The sequence below is a fragment of the Microbacterium sp. Leaf203 genome (assembly GCF_001421275.1).
Lineage (GTDB): Bacteria > Actinomycetota > Actinomycetes > Actinomycetales > Microbacteriaceae > Microbacterium > Microbacterium testaceum_A.
In genome coordinates this window covers 373043-393966 of sequence record NZ_LMKF01000025.1, presented here as the reverse complement: position 1 = coordinate 393966, position 20924 = coordinate 373043, and the positions used below count along the sequence as shown (strand labels likewise).

Below are 20924 nucleotides of genomic sequence, written 5' to 3'. Positions count from 1 at the left end.
CGATGTCGCACCCCGCCCCCGAGGCCCAGCAGTCGCTGGAGTCGTTCGGCTACAAGCAGGAGCTCAAGCGCTCCATGTCCACCTTCGACCTCGTGGTCTACGGTCTCGTCTTCATGGTGCCCATCGCCCCGTGGGCGATCTTCGGCGTCGTGTTCAACGCCGCGAGCGGCATGGTTCCGCTGGTGTACCTCACCGGCGTGATCGCGATGATCTTCACCGCCCTCGCCTACGCGCAGATGTCGAAGGCGTTCCCGATCGCCGGCTCCGTGTTCTCGTACGTCGGTCGCGGCCTGCACCCCACGGTCGGCTTCTTCGCCGGCTGGGCGATCCTGCTCGACTACCTGCTCGTCCCCACGTTGCTCTACGTCTTCGCCGCCTCGTCGATGGCGGGCATCTTCCCCGACGTGCCGCAGTGGATCTGGGCCGTGGCTTTCGTCGTCATCAACACCGTCATCAACGTGCTCGGCATCGGCTCGATCAAAATCGCCAACCGCGTCATGCTCGCCATCCAGCTCGCCTTCGTGGTGATCTTCGTCGTGATCGCCATGGTCGCCCTGTCGTCCGGCACGATCCCGGGCGCCGAGTTCACGATGGCTCCGCTGTGGGATGCCGAGAAGGTCAACCCCGCGCTCATCGCCACCGCCCTCTCGATCGCAGTGCTGAGCTTCCTCGGCTTCGACGGCATCTCCACGATGGCCGAGGAGTCCACCGGTGACCGGAAGTCGGGCGGTCGCGCCATGATCATCGCCCTGCTCGTGGTCGCGGTGCTCTTCATCGCCCAGACCTGGTTCGCCAGCGCTCTCGCGAACGGCACGATCGCCTTCGGTGACGACGAGGTCAACAACGCGTTCTTCGTGCTCGTGGCCAAGGCCGCCGGCAGCGGGTGGGCGACAGCCTTCCTCGCGGTCAACGTCATCGCGGTGGGTATCGCCAACGCGGTCGCGGCCCAGGCGGCGACCTCGCGCCTGCTCTACTCGATGAGCCGCGACCGGCGCCTTCCCGCCTTCCTCTCGAAGGTCACCTCGCGCCAGGTGCCGATGGCGGCGATCCTGCTGGTGAGCGCGATCTCGCTCGTGCTGGTGCTGTTCTTCGTCGGCCAGATCGCCGTCATCTCGTCGCTGGTGAACTTCGGCGCCCTGCTCGGCTTCATGCTGCTGCACGTGTCGGTCGCGGCGTACTACCTCGGCAAGAAGAAGTCGAAGAACTACCTGCTGCACCTCGTGGTGCCCCTGGTCGGCTTCCTGATCATCGGATACGTGCTGCTCAACGCCGACATGACCGCCAAGATCGGCGGCATCCTGTGGCTGGTCGTCGGTGGGATCGTCTACCTGATCTTCGCCCGCAAGAACGGCGGGGCCACCGGCCCGGTGCCCGAGCACGCGACGGCGACCGCCGGCGAGGGCGGCGGAGAGGTGGCCTCCCGATGACCGAGGAGCACTGGCTCGGCAAGGAGCACGGCCGCCCGGGTTACGACGCGTCGGTGCCCCCGGCGCTGCGCATTCGGCCCGGCACCGGCGAGAGGATCGCGTTCGAGACCGACGACGCGGTGTACGCCGAGCTGCACGAGCACGGCGACCTCGGGGCGCTGAAGGCCCCCATCAACCCGGTGACGGGTCCCGTGTACGTCGAGGGGGCGAAGCCCGGCGACGCCCTCACGGTGCACGTGCACGAGATCCGCCTGGGGGACTACGGGTGGTCGCAGAGCCTCCCCGGCGCCGGGGCGCTGCAGCACCGCATGCCGGATCACGTCGTCAGCCGGCGCATCCCGATCGACGCCGAGGGCGTGCACCTCACCGACCGGCACGTGGTGCCCGCCCGCCCGATGATCGGGTGCATCGGCACAGCGCCCGTCACCGGGGCGAACTCGACGGTCATGCCGACGACCGCTCTCGGCGGCAACATGGACCTCACCGACGTCGCCCCGGGTGCCACCGTCTACCTGCCCGTCGAGGTCGAGGGAGCCCTCCTCTCGATCGGCGACATCCACGCGGTGATGGCCCGAGGCGAGTCGTCGTTCGTCGCGATCGAAGCGGCGGGGGTCGCCGTGGTCTCGATCGATCTGATCCCGGATGCCGCTCTGCGCGCGCCCCGCGTCGAGACCGACGAGGAGTGGGTCTTCGTCGGCCTGGGCGACCCGGTGCAGGAGAGCGTCCGGCGCGGCTACGAGGACGTCTTCGACGAGCTCGTCGAGGTGCGCGGATGGGATCGGATGGACGCGTACGCGGTCATGAGCGCCCTCGTGCACAGCGAACTGGGCGGACCGACGGGCTCGGAGGTGCCCGACCCGCTGCATCCGTTCCGCGCCGTGGGAGCGGTGACGCTTCACCGCCTGCCGAAGAGCGTGCTCTGACCCGGGCCGAATCCCGCTGAGACAGCACCTCGCTGGCGAAACGTGCGCAGCCTGCAACCGGCTTGTCAGCGAGATGCAGTCTCGCGGTACCTGCGGGGATGCGGAGACCCGGCACCGATTCGAGCGGGGCCGGAGCGCCGTGTAGGATCGTCCCTTGGAAGTGTGTCCGAGCGGCCTAAGGAGCATGGCTGGAATCCATGTAGGCGGGGTAACTCGCCTCGCAGGTTCAAATCCTGTCACTTCCGCCACACGAAGAGCGTCACCCGAGAGGGTGGCGCTCTTCGCCTTTCACGCGGCGACTACCGCGACACGCTCTCGCGCTCGACCGCGCCGACGGCGCCGGGCCGCACGACGAGCGAGCGAGGGTACGCACGCGCGAGCGCCCGCCGCAGCGGCGTCGCTCTCGCGTCGAGAGCCGCGCGCACGCCCGCGACGGCGGAGACGAGGGCGGGTCCCCGAGCGGGGTCGAGGCTGTCGCCCGCGTAGCTCACCCGTTCGACCGCGTCACGCAGGAGATCGACGTCGTCGGCCGGCGCGCCCTGCTCCTCGACGAGCCGTGCCGCGAAGGCGCGCGGAGACAGAGCGGACGAGACCGGGATGCCGAGATCCACCGCGTCCTCCAGCATCGCCGTCCACGCCGCCACCGGGTCGCCCCTGCGCGCGGCGGCGAGGCGTCGACGACGCAGCACCATCCGGGCCGCGGCCGGGATCCCGGCGAGCAGCAGCAGCGCGAGGACCCCGAGGACCGGGGCGACCCACGCCGTGCTCTGACGCGCGGTCACCGAGCCGCCGCCGGTGGTCTGCGCCCCCGGGTCGTTCTCAGCCGCCGCCGAGGGGGCCGTCGAGGGCTGGTCGGCCGGGGTCTCGGCATCCTGGCTCGGGGCGTTCGGGGCCGTGTTGTTACCGCCCGTCGAGCCCGAGGCGAAGTTCGTCGGAACGCCGAGGCTGTTCGTCGGCTCGAACGGCACCCACCCGATGCCCTCGAAGTACACCTCGGGCCACGAGTGCAGCTGGCTCGAGGTGACCGTGTACTCCGTGCCGCCCTGCTGGGGAAGGCTCGAGGCGGTGCCGGGGAGATATCCGATGACGATGCGCGCCGGGATGCCGAGGGTTCGCGCCATGACCGCGAAGGCCGACGCGTAGTGCACGCAGTATCCGGCGCGCACCTGCAGGAACTGCGCCACCGCGTCGAGGCCCGCCCCGTCGAATCCGGCGTCGACCGGGGCATCGAGGGAGTAGCGGAACTGACTGCTGCGGAACCAGTTCTGCAGCGTCACGAGCTTGTCGTACGGCGTCTGAGCGTTGGCGGTCACCTCGCGGGCGGTGTCGCCGATGACGGCCGGCACGTCGGCGGGGAGAGCGGTCAGAGCGGGATCGAGATCCGTGTCGCCCACCGTCTTGGAACGGATCTGCTCGAGGGTGGGGCGCGGAACGTTCGCCTGCACCTCGTAGACCTGCTCTCGCGTCGACCCCGCGCGCGTGACGACCGTGCGGTTCTGCGGCATGCCGAGCCAGTCGCCGTTGAGGCCCGTGACCGTCGAGGCCGGATAGGGCACCGGCAGCCACGGGCTGTCGAGCTGATCGACGGTGACGGTGGTCGTCCAGTCGGCGAGGGTGATGTCGCCGTCGACGCCGACCCGGTCGAACACGGCGCCGCTCGGGGGGACCGCGACGGTGTCGAAGCTGTCGGGCTGCCACACGGCGCCGTCGAAGCGCGAGAGCGTGACCGCGCGCAGGTACGGGGCCGTCGGACCCGTGGTGCGGACCGTGAGCACCTCGACGTCGCGGGGCTGGCGCAGATCGTTTCCGAGTTCGAGGTTGGGGTTGATGGTGGTTCCCAGCCCACCCGTGCCGCCGCTGGCGAACCGCAGGCCCGGTTGGGGCAGCAGGGGAGTGGCCACCACGGCGACGATCACGGCCACCGCCGCGACCCCCAGGGCCGTCGCCGACACCCCGAACAGGCGGCGGGGCGACGGATCGGGCGAGCGTCCGTCGCGTCGGGGCGGGGCCGCGGTTCGCGCGCGCGTGTCGATCCGCAGCAGGAACAACAGCGCCGCTGCGAGCAGCACGAAGCTCGCGATGTCGACGTCGGAGGGGATCGCGATCGTCGGGATGAGCGAGACGGCGACCAGTCCGACCCCGGCGAGCAACGGCATCCGGGCCGTCAGGACGACGTGGTCGAGCACGATCGCGAGCGCGCCGATCGCCGCGACCAGCAGGAACGCCAGGCCCTCGTCCGGGGGCACGGGGGCGACGCCGTCGCGGATCTCGGCCGAGGCCTGAGCGATCAGACCCGGAACGGAGGCGAAGGTCGAGGGAGTGGGGATCACCAGCAGGATCGCCGTCGTCCGCCCGAAGATCGCGGTGAGCAGAACGATCCAGACGACGAGCTCGGCCACGCTGGCGAGCACCGCCGGCAGGCGCGAGAGCCGCACGATCAGCCCCGCGCCGAGAGCGCCCCCGGCCACGAGGACGGCTCCCGCGACCCACGCGCCCGGGGCGATGACCGAGAGGACCGGCAGCATCGCCGCGGCGATCGCGGCGAACAGGCCGACGGTCAGCAGGGTGGCGTCGCGGCGCCGACGGGGGGAGCGCAGCACGGTGAGGTCAGCGGCCGACACGGGCGTACCCCTGTTCCATCGCGTCGTCCCACGCCAGGGCCACGTCCCCGGCCGGGAGCAGGTGCGTCGCACGCCAGCCGGCGACCTGGAGGGCGTCGAGGTCCGCGTGCTCGGCCACGACGATCAGGACGGGAAGCGCCGAGTGCAGGCCCGCCGCGCCCAGCGTCGCGCGGTCCTCGGGCGACAGGCTTCCGGTGATCACCACGACCGGACCGAGCAGGGCGGACACGGTCGCCGGCACGACGCGGTGGGAGGGGTCGTCGGCGCGGGCGCGCAGGCTCGCGAACCCGGCGGCGGCCGCTCGCGCCTCGACGTCGTCCCCGCCCTCGACGGGATCGGTGAGGAGCGTGCCGTCGCTGTCGACGACGTCGACCGTGTAGCCCTCGTGCACGAGATGGGCGATGGCCGACACGCACGCGGTCACCGCCGTCTCGAACGCGGGGTCGCTCCCGGGGGCGTGCGCGGCCTGCGACGACCACCGCGAGAGCGCACGGTCGATGACGACCGTGGCGGCGGGAGAGGATTCCTGCTCCTCCTGACGCACCATCAGGGTGTCCCGATGCGCGGTCGCCCGCCAGTGGATGCGCCGCATCGAATCGCCCGGAGCGTAGGGGCGCGCGACCAGGTTGTCGGCGCCCTGACCGAGCTGCAGCGCCGCGGTCTGTCGCGTGCCGCCGGCCTCACCCGAGGCGGAGGGCAGGGGCGCGAGATCCACGATCGCCGGGGCCACCGTCACCGCGGTCGTGCGGCCGAGGGCGAGTCGCCGACGCACCAGACCGAACGGGTCGGTCGTGGTCACCTCGAGCGGACCGATCGAATGGATGCCGCGCGACGCACCGACCACGTCGTAGCGCACCTCGACCGTGCCGGCACCGCCGGCCAACGTGGAGGCGAGGGGAGCCGAAGCCCCCTCGGCGCGTCCGGTCAGACCCGCGGGAAGAGTGTCGCTCCACCTGCCCGGACCGGTGGGGAGGGCGCTCGAGAGGCCCGCGCGGACCACGACCGCCGCCGAGCCCCCGACCTCGGGGGTCTCGGGAGTCACGACGCGCGACACCGATCCCGTCCCGCGCGTCAGCAGCAGAGCGATCGCGGATGCCGCCAGCAGGGCGACGAGCAGGGTCGCGAAGTACAGCAACTCCGGGATGCCGGCGCGTTGCGCGATGACGAACCCCGCGACGGCGAGCAGGACCGCCCCCGTGCCCCGGAGGGTGAAGGGCCACAGGCGCTTCACGCCGGCGCTCACGGCCGCGGGGCGAGGGGGACGCGCACGCTCGTCGCGATCCGGTCCAGGGCGTCGGCGACGACCGCGGCTCCGGCGCGGCCGCCCGCGGCGGACCGGTTGGCGATCAGGCGGTGGGCGAACACCGGCGACAGCAGAGCGGTGATGTCGTCGGGGATCACGTAGGCGCGGCCGTCGAGGGCGGCGCGGACCTTCGCGGCGCGAACGAGCTGCAGGGTCGCTCGAGGGCTCGCGCCCAGGCGGATGTCGGGATGGCTGCGCGTCGCCTGCGCGAGGGCGACGACGTACTCCTCGAGCGCGGGGGCCACGTGGACCCCCCGGGCCCAGGCGATCATCGCGGTCACCTGGCGCGCGGTGACGACCGGCGTCAACCCGTCGAGGGGGTTCACCGCGTCGCGCTGACGGAGCATGAGGGCCTCGGCCGCGGCATCCGGGTATCCCATCGAGATCCGCAGGAGGAAGCGGTCGCGCTGCGCCTCGGGGAGAACGTACGTGCCCTCCATCTCGAACGGGTTCTGCGTGGCCACCACCAGGAACGGCGAGGGCAGGACATGCGTGCGCCCGTCGACGGTGACCTGGCGTTCCTCCATGGCCTCGAGCAGCGACGACTGCGTCTTGGGGGAGGAGCGGTTGATCTCGTCGGCGATGACGATGTGGGCGAACACCGCGCCGGGGGTGAACTCGAACTGCCGCTGCACCGGATTGAACACCGACACGCCGGTGATGTCGCCGGGCAGAAGATCGGGGGTGAACTGGATGCGACGGACGTCGGCGTCGACCGTGGCGGCGAGCGCCCGGGCGAGCATCGTCTTGCCGACGCCCGGGACGTCTTCGATGAGCAGGTGCCCCTCGGCCAGCAACGCGATCAGGGCGCTGCGGACGGCCTCGGGCTTACCGTCGATCACCTTCGAGACGGATGCCAGGATCTCCCCGGTCAGGCGGGCGAAAGTCTCTGCGTCGAGAGCGGTGTCGACCCCGGGGCGGGCGGGGCCGCCGGCGGTGTCGGCGCGGCGCAGCCGCGTAGTCGCCTCGGGCGTGACCGTCTCGTCCATGGCATCCCTTGTGTCGCGGAGGCGGAGGCGCGTCGTCGCCGCCGTGACCCGATCGTAACCCGCGTCGCGGCGGCGGGGGTCGGAATACCGCGGGTGCACAGGCGGCACTCGGCGAGAGTGGAGCGCCCCTAGGATCGGGGAGCGTTGGTCCACCCGAGGAGCCCGCGCATGTCGCACACCACCCCGTCCCTGCCCGCCGACCCCCACGTGCTCGCCGTCGACATCGGCGGAACGAAGGTCGACGCGGCCCTGGTCTCGGCCTCGGGCGAGGTGGTCCGCGCGAGCGTCACCCGACGCCCCACCGGTCGCGAGAACGACCGCGACACGATCGCCCGCCACGTGCGCGAGGCCGCCGCCGCGGCGCTGGCCGCCGTGCCCGGGGTCACGGTGACCGCGATCGGCGTCGGCAGCGCGGGCCCGGTCGACCTGCCCTCGCGGTCGGTGTCGCCCCTCAACCTGCCCCTCGCGGCGGGTCTGCCCATCGACGAGGTGCTCTCGGGACTCGTCGACGGCCCGATCCACCTCGCCCTCGACGGCACGTGCATCGCCCTCGCCGAGCACTGGCGCGGTGCCCTGGTCGGCTGCGACGACGCGATGGCGATCGTCGTGTCGACGGGAGTGGGCGGCGGCCTCGTGCTGGGCGGTCGCCCCGTCAGCGGCGCCAGCGGCAACGCGGGTCATCTGGGACAGACCTTCGTCCGTACCATCGAGGGCGACGAGGTCGTCGCGGCCACCCTCGAAGCCGTGGCCGCGGGGCCGGGCACCGTCGCCTGGGCGAAGACTCAGGGTTGGCAGGGCGAGACCGGTCTCGATCTCGCCGCCTCCCACGCGGAGGGGGACGCCGTCGCGATCGCCGCCGTGACCCGGTCGGCGACCGCGGTGGGGCAGGCCATCGCCGCGGCGGCCACCCTGTGCGATCTCGAGGCCGTCGCCATCGCCGGGGGCTTCTCGCAGGTCGCGCCCGACTACGTCGACCAGGTGCGTGCGGCCGCCCAGGCCGCCTCGCTGCACGCGTACGCGCGGCGCTGCCGCATCGTCGGCTCGGGCCTCGACGGAGACGGTCCGCTGCTCGGGGCGGCGGCGTTGGCGCTGCAGTCCTGACGGTTCCGCAGAGGGTGGCGCGCTGATGGGCGGGCGTAATCTGGACGAGAGGGCCCGCGCCGCGGACCGGCGAACGAGGGCAGGGGTCATGCGTACGGGATCCAACCTGCCCGCCGTCGGGGAGTACAACCAGGCTCTCGTGCTGGATCACATCCGCCGCTCGCCCGAGGGGCTCAGCCGGGTCGAACTGTCGGCGCGCACGGGTCTCAGCGCCCAGACGCTCAGCAACGTGACCCGTCGCCTGGCCGACGAAGGGCTGATCGTCGAGGCCGGCAAGGTCATCTCGGGTCCCGGCAAGCCCCGCACGCTGCTCAAGCTCGAGCCGCGCTCGCGGTTCGCGGTCGGGGTGCACCTCGACCCGGTGGTCGACACGGTCGTGGTGGTCGACATGGCGGGTGAGGTCATCGCGCACGACGAGATCGCCCGCCCGGCGGTGTCGACTCCCGCCGGACTGGTGGATGCCGTGGGTGCCGCTGTCGACGCGATCGTCGAGCGCGCCGGCATCCCCCGCGAGCTCGTCCTCGGGGTCGGTGTGGCCGCCCCGGGTCCCTTCGACGCGCGCGGCGGACGCCTTCTCGATCCGCCCCTGCTGCCGGAGTGGCACAACGTGAACGTGCGCGAAGACCTCGGCGCCGTCACGGGCCTGCCGGTGATCGTGGAGAAGGACGTGACGGCCGCGATGGTGGGGGAGATGTGGTTCGACCGCTCCGATGCCCTCGGGGACGCGATGTTCCTGTACTACGGCGCGGGTGTCGGTGTGGGGCTCGCGATCGCGGGTGCGCCGGTGCGCGGACGCACTGGCAACGCCGGCGGCATCGCCCACGTGATCGTCGATCCCGATGGCCCGCCCTGCGCGTGCGGCGCTCGCGGGTGCCTCGGGGTGTCGATCGAGCCGCGTGTGCTGCTGGCCGAGGCCGGGTACGCTCCCGCGGCGGCCGGCGACACGCGCCCCGACCTGGACCGGCTCGTGCGCGACGCCCGTGAGGGCGAGGAGGTGCCGGCCGCGGTGCTACGGCGGGCGGGGGAGCGGATCGCGCGCGCGCTGGTCGTGACCAACAACCTGATCGACGTCGACGAGGTCGTCCTCGGCGGCCCCGTGTGGGAGCGCCTGGCGGGGGTGCTGGGCGATGTCGTCGCCGAGCGCGTCGCCGTCGACACGGCCTCGACCGCGACGCGCGAGATCGTCGTGCGTCGCTCGAGGGTCGGAACCGACGTCGCGGCCGTCGGGGCCGCCTGCCTCATGCTCGACGGCGCCTTCGCGGCCCGGCCGACGCGCATGATGATCGCCCTCTGAGCCCGACCCCTGGCGCGCGGAGCCGCGTGTTTCCCGATCGTTACATGGGCTGCGCCGTTCGGACTTGCCGAGTTAGTCCATTTGATTTATAAAAGGTTCTGGCGACGTGGTGTCTCCACCCGAGCAAGGGAGCTTTCATGAAGAAACTGACGATGGTGACCGGTCTTCTGACCGCCGCCGCCCTGACCGCGGCCCTGGCCGGTTGTTCCGCGGGCAGCGGAGACGCCGGCGACGCGAAGACCATCCGCGTCGCGTACCAGACCACGGCGACCTTCAACCAGATGCAGACGCTGATGGAGACCGCGAAGTCGCAGTACGAGGCCGCGCACCCCGGCATGACCGTCGAGCTCGTGCCGATCCAGGCCGAGGGCGCCGACTACTACACGAAGCTCGCGCTGATGAACAAGTCGGCCAGCACCGCCCCCGACGTCCAGTACGAAGACACCTTCAAGATCCAGTCCGACGCCGCGGCGGGGTACCTGCTGCCCCTCGACGACTACCTCGCGAAGTGGAGCGACTGGTCGCAGTTCGCCGACGGCGCCAAGCAGGCCGGCCTCGGCCCCGACGGCAAGACCTACGGCGTCTCGCTCGGAACCGACACCCGCGGCCTCTGGTACAACAAGGAGATCTTCGCCAAGGCGGGCATCTCCGTCCCGTGGCAGCCCAAGACCTGGGCCGACGTGCTCTCGGCGGCCGAGAAGGTCAAGGCGGCCGATCCCGACGTCATCCCGATGAACGTGTACTCGGGCAAGACGGCCGGTGAAGCGGCATCCATGCAGGGGCTCGAGATGCTCCTCTACGGCACCGAGGACACCCTCTACGACACCTCCTCGAAGAAGTGGGTCGTCGGCAGCCAGGGCTTCAAGGACTCGCTGAAGTTCGTCTCCGACGTCTACCAGGGCGGACTCGGGCCCTCGCTCCAGCAGGCGCTCGACCCCAACATCTTCACCAGTGTGACCGCCGACTGGCTGCCGAAGGGCAAGCTCGCGATCGCCCTCGACGGCTCGTGGCAGTCGGCCGCGTGGGTCGACGGCGGCACCGCCCCGTGGCCCGCGTGGAGCGACACGCTCGGCATCGCCGCGATGCCCACCCAGAACGGTCAGGCGCCCGGCACCACGAGCATGTCGGGCGGGTGGACGCTCGCCATCGGCAAGAACACCAAGAACGCGGACGCCGCCTGGGACTTCCTCTCCACCGCGGTGAACAAGGACAACGCCACGTCTTACGACATCAACAACAGCCAGATCGCCGTGCGCGCCGACGTCGCCCAGTCCAGCGAGTACCTCGACGCCAACCCGAGCTTCGAGACCTTCTCGAGCTTCGTCGACACCACCCACTTCCGCCCGGCGACCGAGGACTACGACAAGATCTCGAACCAGATCCAGGTCGCGATGGAAGCCGTCATGACCGGGCAGTCCAGCGTCGACGACGCCGCCGCAGCCTACGACCAGGCCGTCATCGGCATCGTCGGTCAAGACAACACCCAGCAGGGCTGATCGTGACCGCCCTGGCTCAGACCGGGGCGACCGGAACCGACCGGAGGTCGCGCGCCACCACGCGCGGCCTCCGGTCCTCGGCCCGGGCGCTCCCGCTCCTTCCCGCAGCGCTGCTGCTCGCGGTGTTCCTGCTCGGACCGATCCTCGTGTCGCTGTGGGGCTCGCTCACCAATGCGACCCTGTCGGGCTCGACCGCCGTCGCGAGCCAGTTCATCGGCCTCGACAACTACACCCAGCTCTTCAAGGCCCCCGACTTCCCCGTGGCGGTCGTCAACACGATCGTGTTCGTGTTCTTCTCGGCCGTGATCGGTCAGAACATCCTGGGGCTCGCCCTGGCCCTCATGATGCGCTCGGGCAATCGCGTCGTCACCGCGGTGGTCGGCACGATCGTCGTCACCGCGTGGGTCCTGCCCGAGATCGTCGCGGCCTTCGCCGCGTACGCGTTCTTCCGCGACAACGGAACCCTGAACGTGATCCTCGGCTTCTTCGGTCTCGACCCCGTCAGCTGGCTCTTCACGATGCCGGTGCTCATGGTCATCTTCGCCAACATCTGGCGCGGGACGGCGTTCTCGATGATGGTCTACTCGGCGGCCCTCGCCGACGTGCCGCCCGAGATCACCGAGGCGGCCGAGGTCGACGGGGCGAGCGGCATCAAGCGCCTCTTCCTCATCACGATCCCCATGATCCGCTCGACCATCGGCACGAACTCGATGATCGTGACGCTGCAGACCCTGTCGGTCTTCACGCTGATCTTCGTCATGACCGGCGGTGGCCCCGGCACCAAGAGCACGACGCTGCCGATCCTCGCCTACCAGCAGGGTCTGAAGTTCGGCGAGCTCGGCTACGGCACCGCGATCGCCACGATCATGCTGCTCATCGGCGCGATCTTCTCGTTCTTCTACGTCCGCGCTCTGCGCGAGGAGGTCTCGTCATGACCACCGCCACCCTCCCCGAGGTGACCGGAGCGCGCGTCCGCTCGGCCCGCCGCGCCCCCGCGCGCAAGAAGGCGTCGCTGTCGTCGCCGCGCACGCGCGCCCTCCGCGTCGTCGCCAACACGCTCCTGATCGTGGTCGGCATCCTGTTCGTGGTCCCGCTCGTGTGGCTCGTCACGGCCTCGCTCGACGCGCAGCCCACGCTGGCGATCAAGATGCCCGAGGTCGTCACCCTCGACAACTTCGCGGCCGTGATGAAGCCCGACCTGCTCTTCCAGCCCCTGTGGAACAGCGTGCTTCTGGCCGGGGGCACCTCGATCGCCACGGTCGTGCTCGCCTCGCTGGCGGCCTACCCGCTCTCGCGGTACAAGATGCGCGTCGGCAAGCCCTTCCTCTACGCGGTGCTGTTCGGCACGTGCCTTCCGATCACGGCGATCATGGTGCCCGTCTACAGCCTGTTCGTCCAGCTCAACCTGATCGACTCGATCGGCGGCACGATCCTCTTCCTCACCGCGAGCGCCCTGCCGATCGCGATCTGGATGATGAAGAACTTCATGGACGGGGTTCCCGTCGAGCTCGAGCACGCGGCCTGGATGGACGGCGCGGGGTCGATGCGCACGCTCGTGCAGATCGTGCTGCCCCTCATGCGCCCGGGCATCGCGGTGGTGTTCATCTTCACCTTCATCCAGGCGTGGGGGAACTTCTTCGTCCCCTTCGTGCTGCTGCTCAGCCCCGACTACCAGCCGGCCGCCGTCAGCATCTTCAACTTCTTCGGGTCGTTCGGAGCCGTGGCCTACGGCCAGCTCGCGGCCTACTCGATCGTCTACTCCCTTCCGGTGCTCGGCCTGTACGTCCTCGTGCAGCGCGGACTCGGCGGCCCGTCGGCTCTCGCCGGCGCGGTCAAGGGCTGACCCGTCCCCCCAGACAAGGAACCCACTTCATGCACGACCGCACCGCGCTCATCGAGATGCGTATCGAACGCTTCGTCCGCGAGCGTCTCGCCCCCGCCGTCTACCGCGACCGTCAGCCCCTCGAGATCTCGGCGTGGGAGGCCCCCGGCGAGCCGGTCACCTTCGACGAGGCTCGGGATGCCGAATACCGCCCCTTCGCGATCGGAACGCCGTGGGGCCGGGCGTGGGGGACGACCTGGTTCGCCGTGTCGGGAGAGACCCCCGCCGCGTGGCGCGACGACTCGGGGGTCCTTCCCGCGGGCACCGTCGCCGAATTCGTCGTCGACCTCGGGTTCACGGCCGGGCAGAGCGGTTTCCAGTGCGAGGCGCTGATCTGGAACCGCGACGGGGCCCCGATCAAGGGCATCTCGCCGTTCAACAACGCCACCGCCGCCGCGGTCGACGCCGACGGCCGGATCGACGTCCTCGTCGAGGCCGCGTCGAACCCCGACGTGGGGAGCCTCTTCACCTTCGAGCCGACCCCGGTCGGCGACCCCGTGACGGCGGGCGACGCCCCCCTCTACGTCTTGCGCGAGATGTCGATCGGACTCCGCGACGTCGCGGTGTGGGAACTCCTGCAGGACTTCCGCCTGCTCCACGGTCTGCTGGCCGAGCTCGACGCGACCTCGGCGCGCCGCGCGGCCCTCCTCGAGGGGATGGATGCCGCGATCGACGCGGTCGATCCCCACGATGTCGCCGGGACCGCACAGGCCGGTCGCGAGGTGCTCGCTCCGCTGCTCGCCGCGCCCGCGGCATCCAGCGCCCATGTCCTTCACGCGGTGGGCCACGCCCACATCGACTCGGCGTGGCTCTGGCCGGTGCGCGAGACCGCCCGCAAGGTGTCGCGCACCTTCAGCAACGTGCTCTCGCTGATGGACGAAGACCCCGAGTTCGTCTTCGCCAGTTCGTCGGCGCAGCAGTTCGCGTGGATGAAGGAGCACTACCCGGCGCTGTGGGAGCGCCTCAAGGCGCGCGTCGCCGAGGGACGCTTCGTGCCGGTGGGCGGGATGTGGGTCGAGTCCGACACCAACATGGTCGGCGGCGAGGCGATGGCCCGCCAGTTCGTCGAGGGCAAGTCGTTCTTCCTCGAGGAGTTCGGCATCGACACCGAAGAGGTGTGGCTACCCGACTCGTTCGGTTACAGCGGCGCTCTGCCGCAGATCATGAAGGCGGCGGGAGCCCGCTGGTTCCTCACGCAGAAGATCTCGTGGAACGAGACGAACCGCATCCCGCACCACACCTTCCGGTGGGAGGGCATCGACGGCTCGCGCATCTTCACCCACTTCCCGCCCGTGGACAAGTACAACTCCGAGGTCACAGCGGCCGACCTCGCGCACGCCGAGCGCAATTTCGCCGACAAGGGCCGGGCGCGCACCTCGCTCCTTCCCTACGGCTTCGGCGACGGCGGCGGCGGCCCCACCCGCGAGATGACCGCGACGATCGCGCGCACGGGCTCGCTCGAGGGCGCCCCGATCGTGAAGCACTCGACCCCGCGGGAGTTCTTCGAGACGGCCGAGGCCGAGTACGCCGACCCGGCCGTGTGGGCGGGGGAGCTGTACCTCGAGTTCCACCGCGGCACCTACACCAGCCAGCTGCGCACCAAGCAGGGCAACCGCCGCAGTGAGCACCTGCTGCGCGAGGCGGAGCTGTGGTCGGCGACCGCCGCGGTGCGGGTGGGCGCGACGTACCCGGCCGAGGCGTTGCGGCGCCTCTGGCGCCTCGTGCTGCTGCAGCAGTTCCACGACATCCTGCCCGGCACCTCGATCGCCTGGGTCCACCGCGATGCCGAGCGCAACTACGAAGCGATCGCGACCGAGCTCGAGCAGATCATCACCGACAGCCTGCGCGCGCTCGTCGGCACCGGCGACCACGCGGTCGTGGCCAACGCGGCCCCGCACCGCCGCGCCGGCGCTCCCGCCCTCGCGATCGCTTCCGCGGCACCCGCGGGAGACGTCGCCCCGCGGGCGGACGGCGAGGGCTTCGTCCTCGACAACGGCATCGTGCGCGCGGTCATCGACGGACGCGGTCTGCTCACCTCGCTGGTCGAGGTGGCCAGCGGCCGCGAGGTCGTGCCGGCGGATCGCGCGGCGGGGCTGTTCGAGGTGTTCCGCGATACGCCCACCCAGTGGGACGCATGGGACATCGACGAGACCTACCGGCGCCACGTCACCCCCCTCGACTCCGCCGACGCCGTGCGCCTGGACGGCCACGCTGTCGTCATCGAGCGCAGCACGGGCGCGTCCACGATCGTCACGCGCATCGCCCTGGCGAACGGCTCCCGCACCGTGCGTCTGTCGCTCGACGTCGACTGGCATGAGCAGCAGAAGCTGCTCAAGCTCGGTGTCCCCGTCGACGTCCACACCGATCGCGCGGCTTCGGAGATCCAGTTCGGGCACATCGTCCGCCCCACCCACACGAACACCTCGTGGGATGCGGCACGCTTCGAGACGGCCGCGCACCGCTGGGTGCGGGTCGCCGAGCCGGGCTTCGGCGTTGCCGTCACCAACGACTCCACCTACGGCCACGACATCACACGCCACGAGCGCGCCGCCGGTGGGACCTCGTCGCTCGTGCGCCTCTCGATCATCCGCGCGGCGACCTTCCCCGACCCCGGTCAGGACCAGGGCGCTCATCACCTCGAGGTGGGCATCGTCGTGGGGGCCGACGTGATCGACGCCGTCACTGAGGGGTACCGCACGAACCTGCCCGAGCGGACGATTCCGGATGCCGCCGAGACGGCGGTCGCCCCGCTCGTCGCGATCGACCGGCCCGGTGTCGTCGTCGAGGCGGTCAAGCTCGCTCAGGACGGCTCGGGGGATGTGCTCGTGCGCCTCTACGAGGCTCTGGGGGAGCGCACGCGCGCGCACCTCGAGGCCGGGTTCGCTCTCGCCGGTGTCGTCGAGACGGACCTGCTCGAGCGCGAGGTCGAGGCAACGGCGGTGTCGAAGACGACGGACGGAGTGGTCGAGCTCGACCTGCGTCCGTTCCAGCTGGTGACGCTGCGTCTGAAGCGCTGACGCGGCGGATGAGGGACGGCCGGGGCGCTGATGCCCCGGCCGTTCCGTCGTCCTCGGAGGCAGCTGACTCAGGAGCGAGCAAGATCCGCCCGCAGCAGGTTCACGACTTGCCAGGGCTCGATTCCCACGGGATGGGGGAGCGGGGCGCTTGCACCCACGCGGCCGAGCGCGAGGAACGAACGACGTTCGACCGCCGCGTCCCCGCCGTGACCGCCGGAGTCGAGGTGCCCGTGGTCGGTGGTGACGGCGACGAGCCAGTCCTCCCCGTGCGCGGCGGCGCGCTCCGCCACGGTGTCCAGGATCCCACCGAAGAGCGCATCGACCCGGCGGATCGCGGCGGTGTACTCCGCAGCGATTCCCCCGAAGCGGTGACCCGCCTCGTCGACCTCACCGAGGTACACGAACGACACGTCCGGGCCCAGGGCACGCAGGTGCGCCCGCGCGGCGGCGGCGATCTCGGCATCCATGGGTCCGTATCCGTGGGTCTCGCCGTCGCGGAGGACGACCGTGTGCAGCCCCGTGCGTTCGCGGTCGGGGTTCGGGGCGATGATCGGACCGGGCCCCGCCGGATCGACGAGCGGTGGCCAATCGGCGGCGGCGAAGGTGGTGGCCGTGGGGCGGTCCACCGCTGCGCGAGCGAGCAGATCGAGGTGGCGACGCAGTCGATGCCCGGTGAAGAGGTTGTCGATGACGCCGTGCTCGGCGTGGCGCGTGCCCGTCAGCAGCGACGACCACCCCGGCCCCGAGACGGTGGGCACCTCCATCGTCAGGGGAAGCAGCCGACCGCCCGCGGCGAACGCGGCGAGCCGCGGGGCCGCGGCGGGGGAGCCGAGGGCGTCGTCGACCCGGAGCCCGTCGATGCCGACGAGGAGCAGTTTGCGCGCGGTGCTCATGTGGTCGGAAGCTCGCCCGCGGCATCCAGCAGCGCGGGGATGTCGGCGACGCCGTCCAGGAGGTGGGTGTGCCGCGATCGGCCGAGGTCGGTAGCGGACCCGGCCCCCGTCCGCACGCCGACGACGAAACGGGCGCCGGCGGCGGTTCCGGCCGCGAGGTCGTTGGGGGTGTCTCCCGCGACGAGCACCTCGGCGACCGAGCGGGTGCCGGTGAGCTCCATGGTGCGGAAGACGAGGTACGGGGCCGGTCGCGACGCCGTCACGAGCTCCGACGTCGCGAGGGCATCGACGTCGATCCCCACCTCCCAACCCACTCTCGCGAGCAGCCCCTCGGCCACCTGTCGGGTGTACCCGGTCTGCAGGGCGACCTTGACCCCGGCGGCGCGGAGCGAGGCGATCGCCTCGCGCACTCCGGGGAACAGTGTCGGCGTCGCGGCCGCGTACGCCTCGTCGAGCTGCGCGGCGAATCCCGCGTAGACGGCCTCGGTGCGCGCGGGATCGCCCCCGAGGGTGGTCAGCAGCCCGCGGATGGCCTCGGTCTTGTCGGTTCCGGTCCAGGGCGCGAGGACGTCGGCGGGGACGGGGCAGCCGAGCTCGTCGGCCACGCACCGCGAGAGCAGCTCGTAGACGACGCCGCCCTCGTCGATCGTCGTGCCGGCCATGTCGAGGGAGAGGAGCGAGACGGTCATCGAGAACCTTCCGGAGTCATACTGCGCGAGGCGTGGGGTCCGGCGGGACCCCGCGAGCGGGAGTTGTGGATGATGAGGGCGGCGCGATCGGGGCGGTACCGGTCGTCCGAGACCTCGAGCGCCTCGCCGTCGTCCGACCGCGTGACACGTCTCACCCGTAGGAGCGGGGAACCGGGCTCGACGCCGAGCTCTGCGGCATCCGTCTCATCGGCGGCGACCGCGTCGATGGTGTGCTCGCCCTGATCGAGCGCCACGCCCCGGGCGAGGAGCCCGGCGAAGATCGAGCCCGCGTCGGGGTCCAGGTCGAACAGCAGTCGTCCCACCGGCTCGACGAAGGCGGTGCGCTCGATCATGACCGGTTCGTCGTCGATCGACCGGACGCGCACGAGTTCGACGGCCCGCGCGTCGTCGTCCAGGTCGAGAGCGGCGGCGACGGCGTCGGGGGGACGACGGACGGCGATCTCGAGCGTGCGCTGGCCCGGGGTGCGGCCGAGCGAGGACACCCACGCCGAGAACGAGAAGAAGTCGTCGATGTCCTGGGCGAGCGGGGCGCGCGCGACGGTGGGCACGCGGCCCTGACCGGTCGCGATGAGGCCCTCGGCGGCGAGAGCCGCGAGGGCCTGTCGTACCGGGCCCCGGGACGCGCCGAACTCCACGCACAGTTCCGCTGTCGAGGGCAGAGGCGTGCCCACCGCCAGCGTTCCGCTGACGATGCGCTCGCGCAGCGACGAGTGAACGGTTTCGTGGAGGAGCATGGAATCAGCTTGTCAACACAAGTGCGCGACATGCCACCCGCATAGGCAGTGTTCGGTCGCCGTTCACCTTCGACAGACCCCTCTATAGGCGACGTCCTCGTCGGGTGAACATCGCATGACAAGTGCCGCGAGCGAGCGGATTCGACCCCGTCGACAGGTGAGACTCGTCGGCGTGAACACCCCGTCTGCGTCCCCCGTCGATCTCGTCGTCGTCGGTGCGGGCATCGTCGGCCTCGCCCACGCGTGGCACGCGGTCCGCTCCGGTCTGTCGGTGATCGTCCTCGACCGCGACGATCGCCCCGTCGGCGCGAGCGTGCGCAACTTCGGTCACATCTGCACGAGCGCTCAGGCCGGGCTGGCGCGGCAGTACGCCGAGGTCGCCCGCGACGCGTGGTTGACGCTCGCGGCGAGCGCCGGCATCGAGGTGCGCGAGAGCGGAACGGTCGTGGTCGCCCGCACGGATGCCGAGATGGCGGTGCTCGACGAGTTCGCCGCGGCGCGCCCCGGCGAGGCCGAGATCCTGCGACCCCGCGACGTGGCCGCGCGCCTGGGATGGGCGGCGCCGGACGTGGTGGGGGGAGCATTCCTCGCCCGCGACCTGCGCGTGGACGCGCCGACGGTGATCCCCGCCCTCATCGCACATCTGCGAGAGCTCGGCGTCGACATCCGATTCGGCGAGAACGTGGTGGAGCTGCGGGAGGACGGCGTGCGGACGGCCGCCGGTTGGTTCCCCGCCACTGCCGTCGCGGTGTGCGTCGGTCACGACGTCGACCGCCTGTTCCCCGACATCGCGGGCGAGGGCGCGGTGCGCCGCTGCCGCCTGCGGATGCTCGAGATCGATGCCCCGCACGCGACGCCCATCGACCCCGCACTCTTCACCGGCACCTCGCTGCTCCGCTACGGCGGTTTCGCCGAGACCGCCGCCGCCGACGGCGTTCGCGCCGAACTCGCCGCGACCGACCCCGAGCTGGTGACCCACGTCGTCAATCTCATGGCCACCCAACGTCCCGGCGGACGCGTGGTCATCGGGGACACCCACCATTACGAGCGCACCCTCGACCCGTTCGACGACGAGACCCTCGACGAGCTGCTCCTCGAGCGGTTCCGCCGACTGTTCGGCGTCGACTCCCTCCACGTCCGCCGACGCTGGCGCGGCGTCTACGCCGCGAGTGAGGTCTCGCCGTACCTGCTGGCCTCGCCGCGGCCGGGTCTCGTGATCGCGTCCGTGACCAGCGGCATCGGCATGACCACCGCCCTCGGCTTCGCCCGCGACGCCCTCGAGCGCCACGGCATCCTCTGACTCCTCCTCCGCTGTCTCTCCCTCTCCACTCGAGTACCCGCCCGAAAGGACTCCTATGCCCTCCCCCACCCCCGTGACGGCACGCCGCCTCGTGCGCGCCGTCGTCGCGACCGCGGCCGTCGCCGCCGTCGCCGTGACGCTCTCGGCGTGCTCCGGCGCCTCCGACGCCGCCACCGGTTCGATGACGCTCGAACAGAAGCAGAAGGCCACCAGCGCCGCCGACTTCGGCGGAATGGACGGCCTCGTCGCCGCCGCCAACGCCGAGGGCAAGCTGAACGTCATCACCCTTCCGCCGTCGTGGGCCAACTACGGCAAGATCATCGCGGGCTTTCAAGCGAAGTACCCCGACATCCAGATCGACTCGCAGAACCCCAACGGCTCCAGCGCCGACGAGGTCGCAGCGGCCCAGTCGCAGAAGGGTCAGGACACCGCTCCCGACGTCTTCGACATCGGCACCGCCGTGCTGAGCCAGAACCTCGACCTGGTCACGCCGTACACGGTGTCGAACTGGGGCGACATCCCCGACGACTTCAAGGACCCGAACGGTTCCTGGTTCTACGACTACACGGGACTGATGTCGATCGGCTACGACTCCTCGGTCATCACCACCCCTCCCACCTCGGTCGCCGACCTGCTCTCGCCCGAGTTCCAGGGCAAGGTCGCCATCAAGGGCGACCCGACGCAGGCCAACGAGGCCGCAAGCGCCGTCTACTGGGCGGCTCTGCAGAGCGGCGGAAGCGTGAACGACATCAGCGCCGGCGTCGACTTCTTCTCGAAGCTGAAGAAGGCGGGCAACATGCTGTCGGTCCTGCCGACGCAGGCGACCGTCGCCTCGGGCGAGACCCCCGTGGTGATCCAGTGGAGCTACAACAACCTCGCGTGGGGCCCGGACGGCGGCTCGTCAGGCAACCCGAACTGGAAGACGGTCGTGCTCCCCGGCGTCGCGCTGGGCAGCTACTACAACCAGGCCGTCAACGTCGACGCCCCGCACCCTGCCGCCGCGCGCCTGTGGGAGGAGTACCTCTACAGCCCCGAGGTGCAGAACCTCTACCTGGCCTCGGGGGCGTACCCCTCGACGCTGAAGGCGATGATGGCCAACGGCACGGTCGATCAGTCGGTGCTGCAGAAGGTCGGCGAGCCGCCGGCGCAATTCGTGCAGCTCACGAGCGACCAGGCGGCCGCCGCCGCGAAGGTGCTCGGGTCGACCTGGTCGGCAGCGATCGGCTGATCGCCC

General features: G+C 71.2%; 16 protein-coding genes and 1 tRNA gene. 11 read left to right on the top strand and 6 right to left on the bottom strand.

Features of this window, described 5'->3' with window-relative positions; translation table 11 throughout:
- Positions 1–2 precede the first annotated feature (2 nt).
- The 3 genes from ASE56_RS11740 (at position 3) to ASE56_RS11730 (ending at position 2598) form a co-directional block, all read left to right on the top strand.
- Positions 3–1427, top strand: coding sequence for an APC family permease (locus ASE56_RS11740; protein WP_056229625.1), 1425 nt, complete (start codon positions 3–5; stop codon positions 1425–1427).
- On the top strand, positions 1424–2350 hold the full coding sequence (locus ASE56_RS11735) for an acetamidase/formamidase family protein (RefSeq protein WP_056229621.1): 927 nt from the start codon (positions 1424–1426) through the stop codon (positions 2348–2350). The genes ASE56_RS11740 and ASE56_RS11735 overlap by 4 nt, the downstream gene beginning before the upstream one ends.
- A gap of 156 nt (positions 2351–2506) precedes the next feature.
- Positions 2507–2598 (top strand) — tRNA-Ser (locus ASE56_RS11730).
- Positions 2599–2649: 51 nt separating this feature from the next.
- Here the strand turns inward: ASE56_RS11730 and ASE56_RS11725 are convergent.
- From ASE56_RS11725 to ASE56_RS11715, 3 genes are read right to left on the bottom strand one after another with little or no spacing between them, the layout of a single operon-like run.
- Positions 2650–4971: a DUF3488 and transglutaminase-like domain-containing protein gene (locus ASE56_RS11725; RefSeq protein ID WP_056229617.1), complete on the bottom strand. Its 2322-nt coding sequence runs from the start codon at positions 4969–4971 to the stop codon at positions 2650–2652.
- Positions 4958–6214: a DUF58 domain-containing protein gene (locus tag ASE56_RS11720; protein ID WP_235556986.1), complete on the bottom strand. Its 1257-nt coding sequence runs from the start codon at positions 6212–6214 to the stop codon at positions 4958–4960. Before ASE56_RS11720 ends, ASE56_RS11725 begins: the two co-directional genes overlap by 14 nt.
- The gene (locus tag ASE56_RS11715) at positions 6211–7263 is read right to left on the bottom strand and encodes a MoxR family ATPase (RefSeq protein ID WP_081349786.1); all 1053 of its coding nucleotides are present in this window, start codon (positions 7261–7263) and stop codon (positions 6211–6213) included. Before ASE56_RS11715 ends, ASE56_RS11720 begins: the two co-directional genes overlap by 4 nt.
- A gap of 168 nt (positions 7264–7431) precedes the next feature.
- On the opposite strand from ASE56_RS11715, the gene ASE56_RS11710 reads away from it, so the two are divergent.
- From ASE56_RS11710 to ASE56_RS11685, 6 genes are all read left to right on the top strand, one after another.
- Positions 7432–8364, top strand: a complete 933-nt coding sequence (locus ASE56_RS11710; RefSeq protein ID WP_056229614.1) for an ROK family protein — start codon at positions 7432–7434, stop codon at positions 8362–8364.
- Positions 8365–8452: 88 nt separating this feature from the next.
- A complete protein-coding gene (locus ASE56_RS11705; protein WP_056229609.1) occupies positions 8453–9658 on the top strand; it encodes an ROK family transcriptional regulator in 1206 nt (401 codons plus the stop codon).
- Between the two features lie 137 nt (positions 9659–9795).
- On the top strand, positions 9796–11154 hold the full coding sequence (locus tag ASE56_RS11700; RefSeq protein WP_056229606.1) for an extracellular solute-binding protein: 1359 nt from the start codon (positions 9796–9798) through the stop codon (positions 11152–11154).
- Positions 11155–11156: 2 nt separating this feature from the next.
- Positions 11157–12089 (top strand): carbohydrate ABC transporter permease, encoded by a 933-nt coding sequence (locus ASE56_RS11695; RefSeq protein WP_056229602.1) that lies wholly within the window; start codon positions 11157–11159, stop codon positions 12087–12089.
- Complete coding sequence (locus ASE56_RS11690) at positions 12086–12997, top strand: carbohydrate ABC transporter permease (RefSeq protein WP_143017913.1); 912 nt, start codon at positions 12086–12088, stop codon at positions 12995–12997. The genes ASE56_RS11695 and ASE56_RS11690 overlap by 4 nt, the downstream gene beginning before the upstream one ends.
- Positions 12998–13026: 29 nt before the next feature.
- A complete protein-coding gene (locus ASE56_RS11685; RefSeq protein ID WP_056229598.1) occupies positions 13027–16053 on the top strand; it encodes an alpha-mannosidase in 3027 nt (1008 codons plus the stop codon).
- A gap of 68 nt (positions 16054–16121) precedes the next feature.
- Here the strand turns inward: ASE56_RS11685 and ASE56_RS11680 are convergent, their stop codons facing one another.
- From ASE56_RS11680 to ASE56_RS11670, 3 genes are read right to left on the bottom strand one after another with little or no spacing between them, the layout of a single operon-like run.
- A complete protein-coding gene (locus ASE56_RS11680; RefSeq protein ID WP_056229593.1) occupies positions 16122–16946 on the bottom strand; it encodes an alkaline phosphatase family protein in 825 nt (274 codons plus the stop codon).
- Positions 16943–17635, bottom strand: coding sequence for a phosphonatase-like hydrolase (locus ASE56_RS11675; protein WP_056229591.1), 693 nt, complete (start codon positions 17633–17635; stop codon positions 16943–16945). Before ASE56_RS11675 ends, ASE56_RS11680 begins: the two co-directional genes overlap by 4 nt.
- Positions 17632–18390: a GntR family transcriptional regulator gene (locus ASE56_RS11670; protein ID WP_056229588.1), complete on the bottom strand. Its 759-nt coding sequence runs from the start codon at positions 18388–18390 to the stop codon at positions 17632–17634. The genes ASE56_RS11675 and ASE56_RS11670 overlap by 4 nt, the downstream gene beginning before the upstream one ends.
- A gap of 172 nt (positions 18391–18562) precedes the next feature.
- Here ASE56_RS11670 and ASE56_RS11665 point away from each other — a divergent pair, with 172 nt between their 5' ends.
- A complete protein-coding gene (locus ASE56_RS11665; RefSeq protein WP_327037366.1) occupies positions 18563–19690 on the top strand; it encodes a TIGR03364 family FAD-dependent oxidoreductase in 1128 nt (375 codons plus the stop codon).
- Positions 19691–19745: 55 nt separating this feature from the next.
- Positions 19746–20918, top strand: a complete 1173-nt coding sequence (locus ASE56_RS11660; protein ID WP_056229580.1) for an ABC transporter substrate-binding protein — start codon at positions 19746–19748, stop codon at positions 20916–20918.
- Positions 20919–20924: the final 6 nt, after the last annotated feature.

Excerpts from the sequence above, each read along its gene's own strand:
- ASE56_RS11690 (WP_143017913.1), top strand. The coding sequence starts at position 12,086 with ATGACCACCGCCACCCTCCCCGAGGTGACCGGAGCGCGCGTCCGCTCG.
- ASE56_RS11735 (WP_056229621.1), top strand. The coding sequence starts at position 1,424 with ATGACCGAGGAGCACTGGCTCGGCAAGGAGCACGGCCGCCCGGGTTAC.
- ASE56_RS11660 (WP_056229580.1), top strand. The coding sequence starts at position 19,746 with ATGCCCTCCCCCACCCCCGTGACGGCACGCCGCCTCGTGCGCGCCGTC.
- ASE56_RS11705 (WP_056229609.1), top strand. The coding sequence starts at position 8,453 with ATGCGTACGGGATCCAACCTGCCCGCCGTCGGGGAGTACAACCAGGCT.
- ASE56_RS11680 (WP_056229593.1), bottom strand. The coding sequence starts at position 16,946 with ATGAGCACCGCGCGCAAACTGCTCCTCGTCGGCATCGACGGGCTCCGG.
- ASE56_RS11740 (WP_056229625.1), top strand. The coding sequence starts at position 3 with ATGTCGCACCCCGCCCCCGAGGCCCAGCAGTCGCTGGAGTCGTTCGGC.
- ASE56_RS11715 (WP_081349786.1), bottom strand. The coding sequence starts at position 7,263 with ATGGACGAGACGGTCACGCCCGAGGCGACTACGCGGCTGCGCCGCGCC.
- ASE56_RS11675 (WP_056229591.1), bottom strand. The coding sequence starts at position 17,635 with ATGACCGTCTCGCTCCTCTCCCTCGACATGGCCGGCACGACGATCGAC.
- ASE56_RS11670 (WP_056229588.1), bottom strand. The coding sequence starts at position 18,390 with ATGCTCCTCCACGAAACCGTTCACTCGTCGCTGCGCGAGCGCATCGTC.
- ASE56_RS11685 (WP_056229598.1), top strand. The coding sequence starts at position 13,027 with ATGCACGACCGCACCGCGCTCATCGAGATGCGTATCGAACGCTTCGTC.
- ASE56_RS11710 (WP_056229614.1), top strand. The coding sequence starts at position 7,432 with ATGTCGCACACCACCCCGTCCCTGCCCGCCGACCCCCACGTGCTCGCC.
- ASE56_RS11700 (WP_056229606.1), top strand. The coding sequence starts at position 9,796 with ATGAAGAAACTGACGATGGTGACCGGTCTTCTGACCGCCGCCGCCCTG.